The 16,636-nt window shown below is 63.3% G+C and carries 16 protein-coding genes; 10 read left to right on the top strand and 6 right to left on the bottom strand.

Features of this window, described 5'->3' with window-relative positions; genetic code table 11:
- Positions 1 to 20: 20 nt before the first annotated feature.
- Both LQ232_RS09640 and LQ232_RS09635 read right to left on the bottom strand, forming a co-directional pair.
- Positions 21 to 1,469, bottom strand: a complete 1,449-nt coding sequence (locus tag LQ232_RS09640) for a class I adenylate-forming enzyme family protein (RefSeq protein WP_230180105.1) — start codon at positions 1,467 to 1,469, stop codon at positions 21 to 23.
- Positions 1,466 to 3,379 (bottom strand): alpha/beta fold hydrolase, encoded by a 1,914-nt coding sequence (locus LQ232_RS09635; protein WP_230180104.1) that lies wholly within the window; start codon positions 3,377 to 3,379, stop codon positions 1,466 to 1,468. Before LQ232_RS09635 ends, LQ232_RS09640 begins: the two co-directional genes overlap by 4 nt.
- 133 nt (positions 3,380 to 3,512) lie before the next feature.
- Here LQ232_RS09635 and LQ232_RS09630 point away from each other — a divergent pair, with 133 nt between their 5' ends.
- Together LQ232_RS09630 and LQ232_RS09625 are read left to right on the top strand one after the other, a co-directional pair.
- Complete coding sequence (locus tag LQ232_RS09630; protein WP_371820168.1) at positions 3,513 to 4,196, top strand: TetR/AcrR family transcriptional regulator; 684 nt, start codon at positions 3,513 to 3,515, stop codon at positions 4,194 to 4,196.
- Between the two features lie 284 nt (positions 4,197 to 4,480).
- A complete protein-coding gene (locus tag LQ232_RS09625) occupies positions 4,481 to 5,113 on the top strand; it encodes an MBL fold metallo-hydrolase (RefSeq protein WP_230180102.1) in 633 nt (210 codons plus the stop codon).
- Here the strand turns inward: LQ232_RS09625 and LQ232_RS09620 are convergent.
- The 4 genes from LQ232_RS09620 to LQ232_RS09605 are packed head-to-tail and all read right to left on the bottom strand — an operon-like array spanning position 5,106 to position 8,805.
- The gene (locus LQ232_RS09620; protein ID WP_230180101.1) at positions 5,106 to 5,705 is read right to left on the bottom strand and encodes a DUF1989 domain-containing protein; all 600 of its coding nucleotides are present in this window, start codon (positions 5,703 to 5,705) and stop codon (positions 5,106 to 5,108) included. The two genes, LQ232_RS09625 and LQ232_RS09620, sit on opposite strands and share 8 nt — an antisense overlap.
- Positions 5,698 to 6,384: a guanitoxin biosynthesis heme-dependent pre-guanitoxin N-hydroxylase GntA gene (gene gntA, locus LQ232_RS09615; protein WP_230180100.1), complete on the bottom strand. Its 687-nt coding sequence runs from the start codon at positions 6,382 to 6,384 to the stop codon at positions 5,698 to 5,700. The genes LQ232_RS09620 and gntA overlap by 8 nt, the downstream gene beginning before the upstream one ends.
- Before the next feature lie 54 nt (positions 6,385 to 6,438).
- Positions 6,439 to 7,269, bottom strand: a complete 831-nt coding sequence (locus tag LQ232_RS09610; RefSeq protein ID WP_371820167.1) for a M48 family metallopeptidase — start codon at positions 7,267 to 7,269, stop codon at positions 6,439 to 6,441.
- Between the two features lie 18 nt (positions 7,270 to 7,287).
- Positions 7,288 to 8,805, bottom strand: coding sequence for an MFS transporter (locus LQ232_RS09605; RefSeq protein WP_230180099.1), 1,518 nt, complete (start codon positions 8,803 to 8,805; stop codon positions 7,288 to 7,290).
- Positions 8,806 to 8,960: 155 nt separating this feature from the next.
- Here LQ232_RS09605 and LQ232_RS09600 point away from each other — a divergent pair, with 155 nt between their 5' ends.
- The 8 genes from LQ232_RS09600 to tssE all read left to right on the top strand — a co-directional run bounded on the left by LQ232_RS09600 (position 8,961) and on the right by tssE (position 16,633).
- The gene (locus LQ232_RS09600) at positions 8,961 to 10,721 is read left to right on the top strand and encodes a methyl-accepting chemotaxis protein (protein ID WP_230180098.1); all 1,761 of its coding nucleotides are present in this window, start codon (positions 8,961 to 8,963) and stop codon (positions 10,719 to 10,721) included.
- Positions 10,722 to 10,983: 262 nt separating this feature from the next.
- Positions 10,984 to 12,066, top strand: coding sequence for a type VI secretion system protein TssA (tssA, locus tag LQ232_RS09595; protein WP_230180097.1), 1,083 nt, complete (start codon positions 10,984 to 10,986; stop codon positions 12,064 to 12,066).
- Between the two features lie 55 nt (positions 12,067 to 12,121).
- Positions 12,122 to 12,613, top strand: coding sequence for a type VI secretion system contractile sheath small subunit (tssB, locus tag LQ232_RS09590; RefSeq protein ID WP_230180096.1), 492 nt, complete (start codon positions 12,122 to 12,124; stop codon positions 12,611 to 12,613).
- 13 nt (positions 12,614 to 12,626) lie between these two features.
- Entirely contained in the window at positions 12,627 to 14,117 is a 1,491-nt protein-coding gene (gene tssC / locus LQ232_RS09585; protein ID WP_230180095.1) for a type VI secretion system contractile sheath large subunit, read from the top strand.
- Positions 14,118 to 14,176: 59 nt separating this feature from the next.
- Entirely contained in the window at positions 14,177 to 14,662 is a 486-nt protein-coding gene (locus LQ232_RS09580; RefSeq protein WP_230180094.1) for a type VI secretion system tube protein Hcp, read from the top strand.
- Between the two features lie 111 nt (positions 14,663 to 14,773).
- A complete protein-coding gene (locus tag LQ232_RS09575) occupies positions 14,774 to 15,247 on the top strand; it encodes a type VI secretion system tube protein Hcp (RefSeq protein WP_230180093.1) in 474 nt (157 codons plus the stop codon).
- Between the two features lie 11 nt (positions 15,248 to 15,258).
- Complete coding sequence (locus LQ232_RS09570) at positions 15,259 to 16,116, top strand: type VI secretion system accessory protein TagJ (RefSeq protein WP_230180092.1); 858 nt, start codon at positions 15,259 to 15,261, stop codon at positions 16,114 to 16,116.
- Between the two features lie 10 nt (positions 16,117 to 16,126).
- Positions 16,127 to 16,633, top strand: coding sequence for a type VI secretion system baseplate subunit TssE (gene tssE / locus LQ232_RS09565; protein ID WP_230180091.1), 507 nt, complete (start codon positions 16,127 to 16,129; stop codon positions 16,631 to 16,633).
- Positions 16,634 to 16,636: the final 3 nt, after the last annotated feature.

Raw genomic sequence — 16,636 nt, 5'->3', positions numbered from 1 at the left:
ATGCATCGGCGGTTGAGGCCTCAAGCCTCAAGCCACCACAACTTGAGCTGCGGCTTGTTGACTTTGCCCACCGCAGTGCGCGGCAGCGCAGGCATGACGCGGATCTCGACAGGCCGCTTGTAAGGTGCCAGTGAGTTGGCACTGAAGTCCATCAACTCCTCGGGCGTGAGGGCATGGACAACCTCGACTGCGGCGACAACACGCTCGCCCCACAGGAGGTCTGGCAGACCGATCACCGCGGCGGCGCTCACAGATGGGTGATGGCACAGCGCGTCTTCCACTTCTTTGGGGTAGACGTTCTCACCACCTCGGATGATCATTTCCTTGGAACGGCCCACGAGGGCCAGGTAGCCATCGGCGTCCAGATGGCCCAGGTCGCCTGTTTTCAGCCAGCCATCAACCAGTGTCTTGGCAGTCTCTTCAGGGCGTCCCAGGTAGCCGCGCATGACCGTCGGGCCTTTGATCTGTACTTCACCGACTTCACCGACCGGTGCGGTCTGACCAGAAGCCAGCACGACGCGCACCTCCTGGCCCGGAAGCGGCAAGCCAACGGTGCCAGGCTTTTGGACGCCGCTCAAGGGGTTGAGCGTGCTGGCGCAAGTGGCCTCTGAAAGCCCATAGCCTTCCAGGATGGGCACACCAAATCGGTCCTGAAAGCCCGCAAGCGTGCCAGGTTGGGCTGGCGCTGCGCCACACAAGGCGAGTCGCAACGAGCGCGTCCACGATGCATCCTGGTCTGCCCTCGCCAACAGCATGGCGAAGATCGTTGGCACCCCGCTGAAGTAGGTGGGTTGGTAAGCCTGTACCTTGTCGAAGAAGGTGGTGGGAGAGAACTTGTCTGCAATGACCACGCTGCCACCGACGCACAGTGGCACCAGGGTGCTGACCACCACGGCGTTGACGTGGAACAGGGGCAGGATCAGGAGAGAGCGGTCAGCCTCCGACATCTCCAGTGCCTCGGCGCCGGCGCAGACCATGGCCTGCAAGTTTCCGTGGCTCAGCATGACGCCTTTGGGGCGGCCGGTGGTGCCGCTGGTGTAGATCAACAGGGCCAGGTCGTCCTCGTGCAGTTGCCGATCCGTGTGCCTCTCGCGCAGGCTCAGGGCACCGGCATCGCCCATGCACACCAGCACACGCGCCCCCGAGTCCTCCAACTGGTGGTTCAACTCCAGCTCGGTGCTGGCGGGGTTCACCGGGGTGACGGCTGCGTCCAGCTGCCAGGCAGCGAACAGGGTCACGACAAAGTCGATGTCGTTGGGCAACATGATGGCCACGACATGGTGCGCCGACACACCAAGCTCGCTGAGCGCCTCTGCGCGCTTGACAACGCGTTGATGAAAGGCCGCATTGTCGAGCGCCGTGACCTCGTCGGCCAGGCACCGCGCATGGGGCTGGCTGGCCATGCGGTCATGCGGCAAGGCAGTTAACTGGATGTAAGGGGGCCGCGTCTGTGTGGGTGCCGTGCTCATGGGTTCGTCGCCTTTCTTTGATTGGCAAAGAGGGTGTCGATCAGGAAGCGCGATTGGTCCACAACCAGTTGCTCGAAGGCCTTGCCGACATAAAACTCAAAGTGACCTGCGTGGTAAGTCTTGACCGTGCCCAGTGGTGCCTTGCGCACGTGCTTCAAAGTCACCTCAGAGGGCGCCACGGTGTCGTGGTCGCACACACAAAACAAGATGGGAATCCGGATGTCGCGTGCCCTGCGCCCGGGGGTGTGCATGATCAGGCGGGGAATGACGCGTGCGGGTGTCTGGTTGACGAAATTCACCCCCGGCGGCGTGATCATCTTGTAGCCAGGCAGTGCATCGTGCGCCGACATGAGCGCGGGCTTGCCAGGCTCGGCGGCGATGGCCAACATGCGCCCCTTGCCCAAGCCCATGGCCGCCAGCATGTCGATCAAGACGGTGGGCATCAGCTTCAGGCTTTCCAGCAGGCCCAAGGCAGAGGCGCTGGCACGCCCCTCCGTGAACGGGCATTGCGCAACCGCCGATGTCAAATCCCGTCGCTGTGAGGCGATGGTGATCACATGGCCGCCGCCGAAGGACGATCCCCAAATGGCCACCCGGCGCGCGTCCACACCCGGCAGTTGTTTACCGTGGTCGATCGCGGCATGCCAGTCTTGCTCTTGAGAGGCGATCGAAATGAGCTGGCGTTGCGCGCCACCACTGTCACCGAAGTTGCGGTAGGTGAAGGCCAGGACAGCGATCCCGGCCTGTGCGAACCGCCGCGCGTAGGCGTCCAGCCCCATTTCTCGCGTAGCTCCAATGCCATGGCCCATCACCACCAACGGCGCCAGTGCTGGACCTTCAGGCCTGTAGAACCAAGCCTTGCAGGTGTCCTGCCCTGATGTGAACGCAACGTCTTCACGGGTGAATTCACTGGTGGGCCTCAGCGCCTCGGTCGGTTCATCGTCTGTGAACTTGCCCTGCTGCAAGGCCTTGGCATAAGCCTCTGGCCGGTACAGTGGCAGTTCGCCGTGGCGGGCCGTACGGGCCAGATAGTCCTGCATCAATGACTGCGATTCCCGAAGGGGAAGTGCCGCCACAAACTCGCGACTCTCTCTCAAGAGCCCTTGCGGCAGCGTCTCTGACCCGCCCAGGTACACCGCCTGTTTGATGGAGGAAATGGCCCACCGTTGACGCCCCGCGAATCGCCCAGACAGCGCGATGGCGGCGTTGACCTCGGTGCCTGCCGGCACCAGCGCATCGACGATACCCAGCTTGAGCGCCTCTTGCGCCTGGAAGGGACGGCCCTCCAGCATGGCCACCAGTGTCTTATGCTCGCCGAGCAGGCGGGTCAATCGCTGAGTCCCCCCTGCACCCGGCGCAAAGCCGAGCAGCACTTCCGGGTGGCCAATGACGGCATCGTCGCGGTCGCGCATCACACGCAGGTCGCACGCCCAGGCGATCTCGGCACCCAAGCCGAGCGCAGACCCGTTCAAGGCCGCGATGTACACCACGCCGCTTCGCTGCATGAACGACAGCACGCCATGCAGGCGATGCAGTTGCACAGCACCGTGCAGTGGTGTGTAGCGCACCAGCGCTCGGCCCAGCCAAGTGCTTGCAGCGATGCCGGCCATGTGCATCACACCTTTGGACAGCGCCCTGCCCAGCGCCGGGATGGCGGCCCCTTCAGTCTGGAGCCAAGCCACGTCGGCATGGCTGATGAAACGGTCTGGATGCGCGCTGGTCAACACGACGCACTGAATGCCGGGATCGGCATCCAGGAGGCGAATGGTTCGATCAAACGGATCCAGCAGCTCGACGCCGAACAATGCCATCGCATCCCCAAAAATCTTCACGATGGCCACCGCGCCGCATCGTTCCACCTGGATCCGCGCGGCCGCAGTTGGCGGCTGAGCCGTGGCATAGGCACCCATGATCAACACTCCTCTTCAAATGAAGCTGTGCGGCGCCCATGTGTCGGACACCAACGAATGCGATCACTTTAGCATTACTGAACGGTTCAGTAAATATATATTTGCAGGGTAGGATAGACCCTATGTCCTTGCCATGACTTCCATTCTTGAAATGCCCGACTCCACCCCGCCAGCCTCGCGTCGAGGACGCCCCCGCAGCGCTGAGCGAATTCAGCGCGTGTTGGACGCCGCCGCGTCCCAGTTCCTTCAGCTTGGTTTCGACAGGACCAGCATGGAGTCGGTCGCCCAGGAGGCCGGGGTCTCAAAGGTCACGGTCTACACCTACTACCCGTCCAAAGATGAACTGTTCTCGGCTGTGGTCAGCACACTCAGCGACAAAGTCGCTGGCATGGCCGTTAGCCAAGACCTGGACGCGAACAATCCAGGAGACGCCTTGAAGCGCATGGGTGCTCAATTCCTTCTGCTCATGAGGGATGAGCAAGTGGTCGCACAGCAGCGAATGCTGTTCAACTTGGCAGGCAAGCAAGAAAAGGTATGCCGAACCTTTTATGACCAAGGCCCCGCTCGCATCATCCAGGGTGTTGCCAGCTACCTGGAGGCAGCCCACAAGGCCCAGTCGCTTCGGGTAGAGCAGCCACTGATCGCGGCGGATCAATTCCTCTCTTTGCTCCTGGGTGCGGCAAACTTCAAGCTGATGCTGGGTCTGCAGCGTGCAGATCCAGCGCAGGACTTGGCGCACATTGATGCCTGTGTAGACACCTTCCTGAGGGCGTTCGCACCAGCTAAAACTCCAGGTGGCGGATCGCCCCGGGTGTGAGGCTGGTTGGTTGAAGTCAGGCCCGATCTCGGCCTGATGGATATGAACGATGGGCTCAAGCAATCGATGATGGTTGAACAAGAGAGCCATTCAAGCGTGCACGTTCGACAGACTCCCTGTTCTTTCAAGGTGGCCATGGCTGGGTCGTAAGCTGCCACTGGTTGGCCGAGCGCTTCGCCAGATCACAATAGTCTCGGCCCACAAAAGTGCATGAACAGCACCTCATTGATCAAGCCCACCATGCAAGTTCGAAACCATGTTTTCAGCTTCCTATAATTCAAAGGATGTTCCACCGCCTCACCATCCCCGTCACCGCCTTCGAGCAAAACTGCTCCCTGGTCTGGTGCGATGAAACCAAAGACGCCGCCTTGATCGACCCCGGCGGCGACATCCCCAAGCTGATGAGCCAGGTCAAAGCACGCGGCCTGAACCTCAAGGCCATCTGGCTCACCCACGCCCACATCGACCACGCGGGCGCCACCGGCACCCTGGCTCGCGAGTACCAGTTGCCCATCGTGGGCCCGCACCCGGCCGACCAGTTCTGGATTGACGCCCTGCCCCAGCAATCACAAATGTTTGGCTTTCCCCAAGCCGAGCACTTTGCGCCCACGCGCTGGCTGGCCGATGGCGACACGGTTCAGATCGGCCACTGCACCTTGCAAGTGCTGCATTGCCCCGGCCACACGCCGGGCCACGTCATCCTGTTCGAGCCCACCACGCGCCACGCCTTCGTGGGCGATGTGCTGTTCGCCGGTGGCATTGGGCGCACCGACTTCCCGCAAGGCAACCATGCCCACCTGATCCACGCCATCAAACACAAGCTGCTGCCGCTGGGTGACGATGTCACCTTCACGCCCGGGCACGGCCCCGAGAGCACCTTGGGCGAAGAGCGCCTGTACAACCCTTACCTCAAATAATCATGAAGTCGATGGGCTTGAACGTGCCGTTGTTCGAGCCCTCGGCCGAGCAAGCGGTCAGCCCGCACACCATGTCCATCTCGGCCCGCAGGTCGATGAAGTCACCCGCCTTGGAGGTGGGCGCATCGACCGTCATGCGGCCGCCTTCGTGGATGTTCACGTTCATGAACACATTGAAGGTGGTGGAGATCTGGGCGTTGTCGATGCCAAAAGGTGCCAGTGCCCGGCTGAGGTTCTCAAAGCAACTGGGGTGGTGGCCCACGTGCTTGTACAGGATCTCGAACATTTCCTGGCTGCAGGGCGTCAGCAAGAAATCATGCTTGCCCACGCGGTCGTCCAGGATGGTGAACATGACGCGGCTGTCGTTGGCGTACAGCAGATCGCCCTTGCTGAGGTAGATCTTGCCGGCATAGTCCAGGCTGCGTCCGGATGAGAGGGTGCAGCGATGGTCATGCTCGCTCACCGAGAACAAATCGGCCACCTGCTCCCCCATGGGGTCGATGATCCTCAGCGTTTGGCCCTTCTTCAAGTGGAAGCCGGTGCCGCTTTGGGGCGCAATGCGCGCGTGGTGGTCGCAGGGGTGATCACTCATCGTGGTTGGAAAAGCTTTGCTTGAATGGACACTTCCATTGGCTCGGGACCAAACGCCCCGAGTACTGCCTTGATTCAGCCTGTTGACCAAAGTTCGTCAACACCGGATTGACCGACCCCTGGTAGGCCATCTCGCGCTGGCGAATGACTTGCTGCAAGCGCTCGTAGCCGCCCTCGGCCCGCAGGGTCTCAAACTGATCATGCGGATTGAAGACCAGGCAAGGTTGCGCCATTTTCCGCGCCAGCCGCGAGGCCCCCTGGTGCAAGCCCACGACAAAGAATGCCCGCCCGCCCACGCTGAATGAAAACTTCGGGTCGTCCGGGTCCTTGCTGACCGTGGCATCCCACTTGAAATGCCGCGCATCGACTTCGTGGATCAGCTGGAGTTGCCGCCACAGCAGGGCTTCAAACTCAAGCTCGGTTAGCTGCTCAAGCGGCCCGTCGAACATCGCGAAGAAGCTGGTGAACTGCGCCTGCCCTGGAGGCAGCTCGTGCGAGAACTCGTAAAGATCATGGCAAATGGCCAGGGCCGCTTCCGAAGATCCCAAGGCGCCGTAGCTGCTCAATCGATAAGTTTTACGGTTGATGACCGAACGTGCGGCAACACAAGGGAAGCCAGGGTCCATGATCTTGTGCTTCAACCGCGCGTGCGCGTGGTGGGGTGTGGTGGTGTAAGCCATGCCACCCCATGAGCACTTGGCGTACCCACGCCCCGCATGCCGGCGGGCGCCCGCTCACCGGTCAAAGCGCTGCGCAGGCTTGGCGGCCCTTTGGTACAGCGGCATCACCTTGGGCAAACTGGCCTGGATGTCCTGGATGCGCGTGCTGCTGGCCGGGTGGGTGGACAAGAACTGTGGTGGCGCGCCCTTGCTGGCCTCGCCCATCTTCTTCCACAAGGTCAGGCCCGCGCGGGGGTCGTAACCGGCACGTGCGGCCAGCTCCATGCCCACCAGGTCGCCTTCGGTCTCGTCCTTGCGGCCAAAGCTCAAGGTCAGCAGGCTGCGGCCGGCGTTCAGCACCATGTCACCGGTGCGGCCCAGGCCCAGCAGGCTGGACAACACACTGGCACCCAAACCTGTGGCGGCCGATTTGCCCATCTGCTCGCGGGCGTGTTCACGCAAGGCGTGCGCCATTTCGTGGCCCATGATCATGGCCACCTCGTCGTCATTCAGCTTGAGCTGGTCCAGGATGCCGGTGTAGAAAGCGATCTTGCCCCCGGGCATGCAAAAGGCGTTGATCTCTTTGGACTGCAACACATTGACTTCCCAGCGCCACTGGGCGGCCCGGGGGTTCCACTCCAGTGTGTAAGGAATCAAACGCCGCGCGATGGCGCGCACGCGGATCACCTGGGGGTGGTTGTCGGGCAGCAAGGCGTTCTGGGCCTTGGCCTGGGTGGCCAGCTGCACATACTGCTGCGCGGCCATCTGCTCCACCTGGTCTGCCGACACCAGGCGCGACAGACCTGACTGCTTGCCCACCTCCACGCCTTCGCGCGCTTGCGCGCCCGCACCCAAACCCACCAGGGACAGCAACACCGCCATCCGCACCAACCGACCAGCATTCATTCGTTTATCCATGTGATATCAACGCTCCTCCGAGCGATTCAGCATACGGCGCACCGCCGGCAGCAGCAAATATGCCGGAAACGACAACCAGAACGTCAAGAAGAAGAACGAGGCGTAGCCCATTTGCTCCACCCCCAGGCCGCCCGCCCAACCGGCCACCGCGCGTGAAAACGCGAAGATGGACGACAGGATGGCGTATTCGGTCGTGGCCCGTGCTTTGTGGGTGATGCCCATCAAAAAGGCCAGGAAGGCGCCCGTGCCCAAGCCGCCAGTGAAGCTTTCCAGCCCACTGGCCGCGTACACCACCAACTGGTATTGCGGATCGACCATGCCCGGCAAAGCGTGGGGCACGGTCCAGGCGGCCGCGGCGTAGCCCAGGTTGGACATGGCCTGGGCCAGGCCCAGCACCCACAAGCCCTTGAAGATGCCAGCGCGGTCCACGTACCAGCCGCCCACCAGCCCCCCGGCGATTGACAGCCCCAGGCCCACGTTGACGCTGACCAGGCCAATCTGGGCCGGCGTGAAACCGGCGTCCACCCAAAACGGCTTGACCATGAAACCCATGGCCGCATCGCCCAGCTTGAACAGCAAGATGAACAGCAGCACCGCCAGCATGCCGGGCCGCGCCAGCAGGCTCACCCAGGCGCCAAACACGGGACCATCGGCCAGGGCCTGGGCCTGCGGGCCTTGCGCGGCAGTCACCATCAGGCCCGCACCCGCGAACATCAGCCCCACCGGCACCGCCCCCTTGAACCACCAAGTGCCCGACACCGCCTGCACCCAGGCCCAATCCAAGGTTTTGCCCAGGGGCGCCAGGGCCGGCCACAGCAGGCCTGCCATCACCAGCCCCAAGGCCAGCAGCCACAGGGGTTGCTGGCGCAGTACCAGCCATTCACGCGCGGAAGCCCCCTCGGGCCGGGCCGCCCGGGGTGGTTGTTTGGGCGCCAGCAGCACCGCCACGCCGTTCATCAGCATGAGCACCGCCCCCAGGCCATAAGCCGCGCCCCAGTTGGGATGCCCGGGCGTGCCCATCCAGCCCGCGGCCACCAGCAAACCGCCCGCGGCCAACATGCCCACCCGGTAAAAGCCGATGCGCAGGCCGTTGGCCACGCCGTATTGCCCCTGAGCCAGTTGCTCGATGGTGTAGCCGTCGGTGGCGATGTCGTTGGTGGCCGATAAAAACGTGAACACCGCCAGCAGCACCCAAGGCCAGGTCTCGCCCTGCCCCAGGGCCTGGGGATTCATCGCCAATGCCGCCAGCACGGCGGCCATGCCCAGGTTGGCCGCCGACATCCACACCCGGTGGTGGCGCCAGGCGTCCACCAGGGGCGCCCACAAAAACTTCACGGTCCAGGCCAGGCCCAGCAAGCTCAGCAGCCCGATTTCTGCCGGCCCCACCCCGGCCTGCCGCAGGTGAACCGGGAACAGGTCGAAGAACAGCCCCAGCGGCAGGCCCTCTGAAAAATACAGCAGCGCAACCCAAAACATCAGGCGGCGGGTGGTGGGGGGCTTGGCAACGACGGCGGGAGAACTCATCCCCGGATTCTAGGGAGGGCTGAATGCAAGGAATGCACGCCAGGCCACCCATATTTTCGGCTTTTGCCACTTCAGTCCAGGCCACAAGATGCCGATAGCGTCATAGATCACCCATGAGTTGCGCCCATTAGCGGCGCATGCCCGGAGCAAAAGTAATGAATTTTCGTACCAAGATCTGGATGTTGCCGCTGAGTGCGGGCGCTGTGTTCGTCGTCGGCGTGGCGTTGAGCTTCTTCGTGGGTGAGCGAACCTCGCGCGGGCTTTCCGAGCTGGAAGCCGTCGACAGCCCCCACAGCGAGTACGTGCTGGCCGTGGACCGCAGCACCGAACAACTGCGGCTGACCTTGCAGACCGCCGCCGCGGAAGGCGATCCAGACCGCATCAAAGACACCGACCCGATGGTGGCCAGCGCGCAGGCCGCCCTGGCCTCGATGCAAAAGCTGGAGGGCAAGGAGGCCGTGGCCAAGGAACTGGCCGCCGCCTTCAACGCCTACCAGGCCTCGGCCATTGGAGCCACGCGCGCGCTGCTGACCAAAGCGCCCCCGGGTGACTTGGTCACGCAAATGCAATCGTCGCAAACCGTGCTGAGCAAGCTGCTGGACACCCGCAAGACGCAAGCCAAAGCCGCCATCATTGAAGCCCAGACCGACGCCAAGAACGGTGTCAACACCAGCTTGTGGGTGTCGGCCATCACCGGCGTCATCGTGCTGGGCGTGCTGGGCGTGGCCTCGGCGGCCATCGTCAAATCGGTGTGGGGCGATCTGGGCGACGAGCCCACCGTCCTGCGCGACCTGGTCGGCCGCATCGCGGAAGGCGACCTGGACCTGACCATCGCCCCCAATGCCGGCGACAGCACCTCGCTGCGCGCCTCGGTCGTCAACATGACGACCCGCCTTCGCGACACCATCACACTGATCCGCAACGCCACCGATTCGATCGCCACGGCATCCCAACAGATCGCCAGCGGCAACCTGGACCTGTCCAATCGTACCGAGAACACCGCATCGAACCTCGAAAAAACCGCGAGCTCGATGGGTGAGTTGACCGGCACCGTGCGCCAGAGCGCCGACTCGGCCCGCCAGGCCAACCAGTTGGCCTCGGGCGCCGCCACAGCCGCCGTGCGTGGCGAACAGATCGTCTCGCAAGTGGTGTCCAACATGTCGGAGATCAACGTGGCCAGCCGCAAGATCACGGAGATCATCACCGTGATCGACGGCATCGCCTTCCAGACCAACATCCTGGCCCTGAACGCCGCCGTGGAAGCGGCCCGTGCCGGCGAGCAGGGCCGTGGCTTTGCGGTGGTGGCGGGCGAAGTGCGCTCACTGGCCCAACGCAGCGCGCAAGCCGCCAAGGAAATCAAGACCCTGATCAACGCTTCTTCCGAGAAGGTTGATTCGGGCTCCAAGCTGGTGCAAGACGCTGGCAACTCGATGACCGAGATCATGACCAGCGTGAACCGCGTGTCGGACATCATTGGCGAGATCAGCGCGGCCTCGACCGAGCAAAGCACCGGCATCGGCCAGGTCAACCAATCGATCAGCGAACTGGACCAGATGACGCAGCAGAACGCCGCGCTGGTGGAAGAATCCGCCGCCGCCGCCGAGAGCCTGAAGGACCAAGCCGGTCGCCTGGCGCAAGCCGTGTCGGCCTTCAAGCTGGGCAGCCACCATGTGGTCACCAAACCCGCCATGGCCACCTCGCCCGTGGATGCACAGGTCGCAGCCAGCACGGTGATCGCCAAGGCCCAGACCACCGCCCGCCACACGCCCACCCCCGCGGTGCCCGCCCCCGCCAAAACCATGCCAGCGAGGGCCGCCTTGCCCAAACCCGCCACGCCCATCAGCGCACCGGTGGTCACGGCCAGCGCCAGCAAAACCGCCGCGCCGCCTTCCGACAGCGATTGGGAAACCTTCTAAAGCCCCCCTCAGTACGCTTCTCCCCACACGCCCCGCCACCGCTTAGCCGGTGGCGGGGCGTTGTCATCTAGGTGTTACCTCTAGCATCACCCCCCTAGCTTGCATATTGACTGCGCCCAAAATATCCAACCAGAATCGCCACTCATTGCGGACAGCAACGCCAAAGCGACAAAACTCAACAGCTTTTGCAAAGTTGTCACAGCAGGGCCTCCAATTCGTAGACACTCATGCTCCTCAGCAGTGAATTCAATAGGTTGACGAGATGAGTGAATCGGGAGACTTCCACCCATCCAGCACTGGCGAACGAACCATCGTGGACGACTGGTTCGAGCCGCTGCCCGATGCGGATGCCCCCTGTGGCCCAGACCTGGAATACGACAACACCTTCCTGGAGCTGGCCCAAGCCGCCACCGGCAAGCCCGAAACCCAGTTCGCACCGGCCGAGCCACCCGATTGGCGCCAGGTGCACGACATCAGCCAGTCGCTTTTCGAGCGCACCCGCGACCTGCGCGTGGCCATGCACTGGGCACGCGCGCACATCCAGATCAACGGTTTCCGCGCCTTGGCCGACGCCTTGCGCTTGCAACTGGGCCTGCTTGACCGCTTCTGGGACAAGCTCCACCCCCAGCCCGACCCCGATGATGGCGATGCCTATGCGCGCTTGAATGTGCTGGCCTTGCTGGGCGAGGTCGAAGGCATGGTGGGCGATGTGCGCAACGCGCTGGTCATCCAGAACCGCTCGATCGGCGAACTGCGCGTACGCGACATCGAAGTGATGATGGGCAAGTACCCGCCGCGCGAGGGCGAGACGCCCATGACCCGCCACCAGGTCGAGCAGATGCTGGCCGCGGCCACCGCTCAAAATGCCGAGCTGCCGGGCCAGGTCACGGCCGCGCTGGCCAACCTCAAGTCCCTGAGCAGCCTGCTCAACGAACATGTGGGCATCGAGCGTGCCCCGGATGTGCGCCCGCTGCACAACCTGATCAGCCTGGTGAACCAGGTCATGCCCACCGCTGGTGCGGGCGATGAAGCCGGTGCCAACGCCGACGAAGGCACCGACGCCTCGCCAGGCGAAGGCGGCGCCGCGCCACGCTCTTCGGGCAAGGGCCTGAGCGGCGCCGTTGATTCGCGGGCCGACGCGCTCAAAGCCATCGACATGGTCTGCGACTACCTCGAACGCACCGAGCCCACCAACCCGGCCCAGTTGTTGCTGCGCCGTGCCCGCCGACTGATCAACAAGAACTTCCTGCAGCTGATGCGCGAACTTGCCCCCGACGCCCTCAACGAGGTGGCCCGCATCATGGGCGTCGACCCCGAAAGCATCCAATCCGAAGACGTCGAATGATGACGCGCTTCGGACGATACCAACCCTTCCCCACCCAGATTGACCGGAGGTGATCATGAGTAGCCAGAAATTCATTGCGCGCAACCGCGCACCGCGCGTCCAGATCGAATACGACGTGGAGCTTTACGGCGCCCAGAAGAAGGTGCAGTTGCCCTTCGTGATGGGCGTGCTGGCCGATTTGTCGGGCAAGCCCGCTGATCCGCTGGCCCCCGTGGCCGACCGCAAGTTCCTCGAGATCGACGTCGACAACTTCGACTCGCGCATGAAGTCGATGAAGCCCCGCGTGGCTTTCCAGGTGCCCAACAGCCTGACCGGCGAAGGCAACATCAGCGTTGACCTGACCTTCGACAACATGGACGAGTTCTCGCCCGCCGCCGTGGCCAAGAAGGTCGATGCGCTGAGCAAGCTGCTGGACGCGCGCCAGCAGCTGGCCAACCTGGTCACCTACATGGACGGCAAGACCGGCGCCGAAGAACTGATCGCCAAGGTCCTGGCCGACCCCGCCCTGCTGGCCACTTTGGGCAGCGCTGAAAAGCCCGCCGAGTAACCTGGAGAACCTCATGGCAGAAACCCAACTGAACTCGGCCCTGGCCAGCGCCACGCTGGAAGGCAGCGACCTCGCTTCGCTGCTGCAAAAGGAATTCAAGCCCAAGACCGACGAGGCCAAGAGCGCCGTCGAGACGGCCATCCAGACCCTGGCCCAGCAAGCGCTGTCGCAGACCAAGCTGATCGGCAACGACGTCATCAAGTCCATCGAGGCCATGATCGCCGCGATCGACAAGAAGCTGTCCGACCAGATCAACCTGATCATGCACCACGAAGACTTCCAGAAGCTGGAAGGCGCCTGGCGCGGTCTGCATTACATGGTGAACAACACCGAGACCGATGAGCAGCTCAAGATCCGCGTGATGAACATCTCGAAGGCGGACCTGGGCAAGACGCTCAAACGCTACAAGGGCACCGCGTGGGACCAAAGCCCCATCTTCAAGCGCGTGTACGAAGAAGAATATGGCCAGTTCGGTGGCGAGCCCTTCGGCTGCATGGTCGGCGACTACCACTTCGACCACAGCCCGCCCGACGTGGAACTGCTGGCCGAGATGGCCAAGGTCTGCGCGGCTTCGCACATGCCCTTCATCTCGGGCGCCTCGCCCACGACCATGCAGATGGAATCGTGGCAAGAGCTGGCCAACCCGCGTGACCTGACCAAGATCTTCTCGACGCCCGAATACGCCGCGTGGCGTTCGCTGCGCGAGTCGGACGATGCCAAGTACATCGGCCTGGCCATGCCCCGCTTCCTGTCGCGCCTGCCTTACGGCTCGCGCACCAACCCGGTCGAAGAATTCGATTTCGAGGAAGACACCGGCGCCGCCGACCACAACAAGTACACCTGGGCCAATGCCGCCTACGCGATGGCGACCAACATCAACCGCTCCTTCAAGGAGTTTGGCTGGTGTTCGCGCATCCGCGGCATCGAATCGGGTGGCGCGGTGCAGAACCTGCCCTCGCACACCTTCCCGACCGACGACGGCGGCGTGGACATGAAGTGCCCCACCGAAATCGCCATCGCCGACCGCCGCGAAGCGGAACTGGCCAAGGCGGGCTTCATGCCTTTGGTGCACAAGAAGAACAGCGACTTCGCCGCCTTCATCGGCGCGCAATCGCTGCAAAAGCCCGCCGAGTACGACGACCCGGACGCCTCGGCCAACGCCAATCTGGCCGCCCGCCTGCCCTACCTGTTCGCCACCTGCCGCTTCGCGCACTACCTCAAGTGCATCGTGCGCGACAAGGTCGGTTCGTTCAAGGAACGCGACGACATGCAGCGCTGGTTGCAAGACTGGATCCTGCAGTACGTGGACGGGGATCCTGCGCACTCATCCGAGTCGACCAAGGCCAGCAAGCCTCTGGCCGCCGCCGAAGTGGTCGTCGAGGAAGTCGAGGGCAACCCCGGCTACTACTCGTCCAAGTTCTTCCTGCGCCCTCACTATCAGCTCGAAGGGCTGACGGTTTCCCTGCGCCTGGTCTCGAAGCTGCCCTCCGCCAAGGCGGGCTGATCGGGTCGCAGGCCATTTTCAAACGTTATTCACACCACTTGCAAAGTTAGGAGCACACCATGGCTGTAGACATGTTCATCAAGATCGGCGACGTCAAGGGCGAGTCGCGCGACAAGACCCACGCGGGCCTCATCGACGTTCTGGCCTGGAGCTGGGGCATGAGCAACTCCGGCTCGGCCCACGTCGGCGGCGGCGCTGGTTCCGGCAAAGTCAACGTGCAGGACCTCTCCTTCACGAAGTACATCGACAAGTCGTCGACCAACCTGATCCTGGCCTGCTGCAAGGGCACCCACTACCCAGAGGCGACCCTGATCGTGCGCAAGGCCGGCGACAAGCCGCTCGAGTACCTCAAGATCACCCTGACCGAAGTGATGGTCACCTCGGTGAGCACGGGCGGCAGCGGTGGCGAAGACCGCCTGACGGAAAACGTCACGCTGAACTTCGCCAAGTTCAAGGTGGCTTACCAGCCACAAGACAAGACCGGCGCCAAGGAAGGCGGCGAAGTGCTGGCCACCTACAACATCGCCGAAAACGTCGACGCCTGATCTTCGATCAGACCGCCGATTTCTTGAAGGGCAAGGGGTCAGCCCCTTGCCCTTCAATGGTTTGAATTCATCGCACGCCATTGGCAGAGGTTCCTTATGTCCCTGGGTGACATGTTTTTCAAAGTCGATGGCAGCCGCTCTGGCGCGGTCAAGGGTGAAGCCAACGACACCACGCACGCCGGTGAGATCGACATCCTCGACTGGTCATGGGGCATGCGCTCACCCTCCGCCATGGGCGGCGGCGGCGCTTCTGGCAAGACCGCGCTGGATGCGCTGAACATCACGAAGCGCGTGGACAGCGCCTCGACGGCCCTGATGTCCGTCATGCGCAACAACGAACTGATCAAGAAGGGCGTGCTCACCGTTCGCAAGTCCGGCAGCAAGCCCGTTGAATACTTCATCGTGACGATCGAGAACGCGCGCATCACGTCGTACGACGTGGCCACCGTGGAAGGCGCCGCCCACCAGATGGTGGAGAAGCTCAGCCTCAGCTTCCAGAAGATCTCGATCGATTACTACCCACAAGATGGCACGGGTTCGCGCAAAGGCGGCTCCAACTTCTCCACCGACGTGGGCCCCGCCTGACCGAGACCGACATGAACGCACCTTCCACCACATCCCCCGAAGACAGCCTGCGCGCGGGCGATCCGCAACAGGCGCTCAAGCTACTGCAAGACCTGATCCGCGGCAAGCCGGGCGATGCCAAGCTGCGCGTTTTCCTGTTCCAGCTGCTGTGCGTGCTGGGCCAGTGGGAGCGTGCGCTCAACCAGTTGAACGTGGCCACCGAGCTCGATGCCTCCACCCTGGCCATGGCGCAAACCTACCGCGAAGGCATCAAGTGCGAGCTGCTGCGCGCCGAGGTCTTCAAGGGCCAGAAGGTGCCGATGATTTTTGGCCAGCCCGAGCCCTGGTTGGCGCTGCTGATCGAAGCGCTGCTGCGCGAAGGCAAGGGCGAGCATGCCGATGCCAAATCGCTGCGCGACCAGGCCTTTGAGCAAGCACCGGCCGTGAGCGGCACGGTGGGTCAGGGCGATGATGCGCAGGCCTTCGAATGGATCGCCGACGCCGACATGCGCTTAGGGCCAGTCATCGAGGCCGTCATCAATGGCAAATACTACTGGGTGCCCTTCGCGCGCCTGAGCGCACTCACCATCGACCCGCCTGAAGACCTGCGCGACGCCGTGTGGATGCCTGCGCACTTCGTGTTCGAGAACGGTGGCGAATCGGTGGGCCTGATCCCCACGCGCTACGCCGACTCGGAGGCCAGCACCGACGGGCTCATCGCCCTGTCGCGCAAGACCGACTGGGTCGAGCCCCTGCCGGGCTTTTACACCGGTCTGGGCCAGCGCCTGTTCGCCACCAACGAGGGCGATTTTCCTTTGATGGACCTGCGCACCATCACCTTCAACGCGACGCCGTCCGACGCCACGGACACGGCCGCCGCGGCCGAGTAAGCACGCCACCATGGCCGAGCAGACGCCCCAAGAGCGCTTGCAGCCCGCGCTGCTGGACCGCTTGATGGACGACAACCCTGACGTCCAGGTCGAGTCGCGCGAGATGCGGGTGATGTCGCGCAACCGCATGCGCGAGGCCGTGCTGCGCGACCTGGCCTGGCTGTTCAACAGCACGCAGATGTCGGGCGACTTCAACTGGCCTGCGCACCCGCATGTGCAGCGCTCGGTGCTCAACTTCGGCCTGCCCACCTTGTCGGGCGAGACGGCCTCGACCCTGGACGTGATCGACCTGGAAGCGCAGGTACGCCAGGCCCTGCTGGATTTCGAGCCGCGCATCATGGCGTCCACCCTGCAGGTCAGCGCCCTGATGGACGAGATGACGATGGACCACCACAACGTCATCAGCTTTCGCATCACCTGCAACCTGTGGGCGCAGCCCGTGCCTTTCGAGCTGATGCTGCGCACCGAAGTCGATCTGGAGTCCGGCCAGGTTGAAATCAAAGAACTGACAAGGTAAGAA

This window comes from Aquabacterium sp. CECT 9606 (assembly GCF_918741295.1).
Taxonomy (GTDB): Bacteria; Pseudomonadota; Gammaproteobacteria; order Burkholderiales; family Burkholderiaceae_C; genus Aquabacterium.
The sequence above is the reverse complement of the archived record's forward strand: the minus strand, read 5'-3'. Positions and strand labels throughout refer to the sequence as shown.

Excerpts from the sequence above, each read along its gene's own strand:
- LQ232_RS09635 (WP_230180104.1), bottom strand. The coding sequence starts at position 3,379 with ATGGGTGCCTATGCCACGGCTCAGCCGCCAACTGCGGCCGCGCGGATC.
- LQ232_RS09640 (WP_230180105.1), bottom strand. The coding sequence starts at position 1,469 with ATGAGCACGGCACCCACACAGACGCGGCCCCCTTACATCCAGTTAACT.
- LQ232_RS09570 (WP_230180092.1), top strand. The coding sequence starts at position 15,259 with ATGAACGCACCTTCCACCACATCCCCCGAAGACAGCCTGCGCGCGGGC.
- LQ232_RS09575 (WP_230180093.1), top strand. The coding sequence starts at position 14,774 with ATGTTTTTCAAAGTCGATGGCAGCCGCTCTGGCGCGGTCAAGGGTGAA.
- tssC (WP_230180095.1), top strand. The coding sequence starts at position 12,627 with ATGGCAGAAACCCAACTGAACTCGGCCCTGGCCAGCGCCACGCTGGAA.
- LQ232_RS09610 (WP_371820167.1), bottom strand. The coding sequence starts at position 7,269 with ATGAATGCTGGTCGGTTGGTGCGGATGGCGGTGTTGCTGTCCCTGGTG.
- tssE (WP_230180091.1), top strand. The coding sequence starts at position 16,127 with ATGGCCGAGCAGACGCCCCAAGAGCGCTTGCAGCCCGCGCTGCTGGAC.
- LQ232_RS09620 (WP_230180101.1), bottom strand. The coding sequence starts at position 5,705 with ATGAGTGATCACCCCTGCGACCACCACGCGCGCATTGCGCCCCAAAGC.
- tssA (WP_230180097.1), top strand. The coding sequence starts at position 10,984 with ATGAGTGAATCGGGAGACTTCCACCCATCCAGCACTGGCGAACGAACC.
- LQ232_RS09600 (WP_230180098.1), top strand. The coding sequence starts at position 8,961 with ATGAATTTTCGTACCAAGATCTGGATGTTGCCGCTGAGTGCGGGCGCT.
- LQ232_RS09605 (WP_230180099.1), bottom strand. The coding sequence starts at position 8,805 with ATGAGTTCTCCCGCCGTCGTTGCCAAGCCCCCCACCACCCGCCGCCTG.
- tssB (WP_230180096.1), top strand. The coding sequence starts at position 12,122 with ATGAGTAGCCAGAAATTCATTGCGCGCAACCGCGCACCGCGCGTCCAG.
- LQ232_RS09625 (WP_230180102.1), top strand. The coding sequence starts at position 4,481 with ATGTTCCACCGCCTCACCATCCCCGTCACCGCCTTCGAGCAAAACTGC.
- gntA (WP_230180100.1), bottom strand. The coding sequence starts at position 6,384 with ATGGCTTACACCACCACACCCCACCACGCGCACGCGCGGTTGAAGCAC.
- LQ232_RS09580 (WP_230180094.1), top strand. The coding sequence starts at position 14,177 with ATGGCTGTAGACATGTTCATCAAGATCGGCGACGTCAAGGGCGAGTCG.
- LQ232_RS09630 (WP_371820168.1), top strand. The coding sequence starts at position 3,513 with ATGACTTCCATTCTTGAAATGCCCGACTCCACCCCGCCAGCCTCGCGT.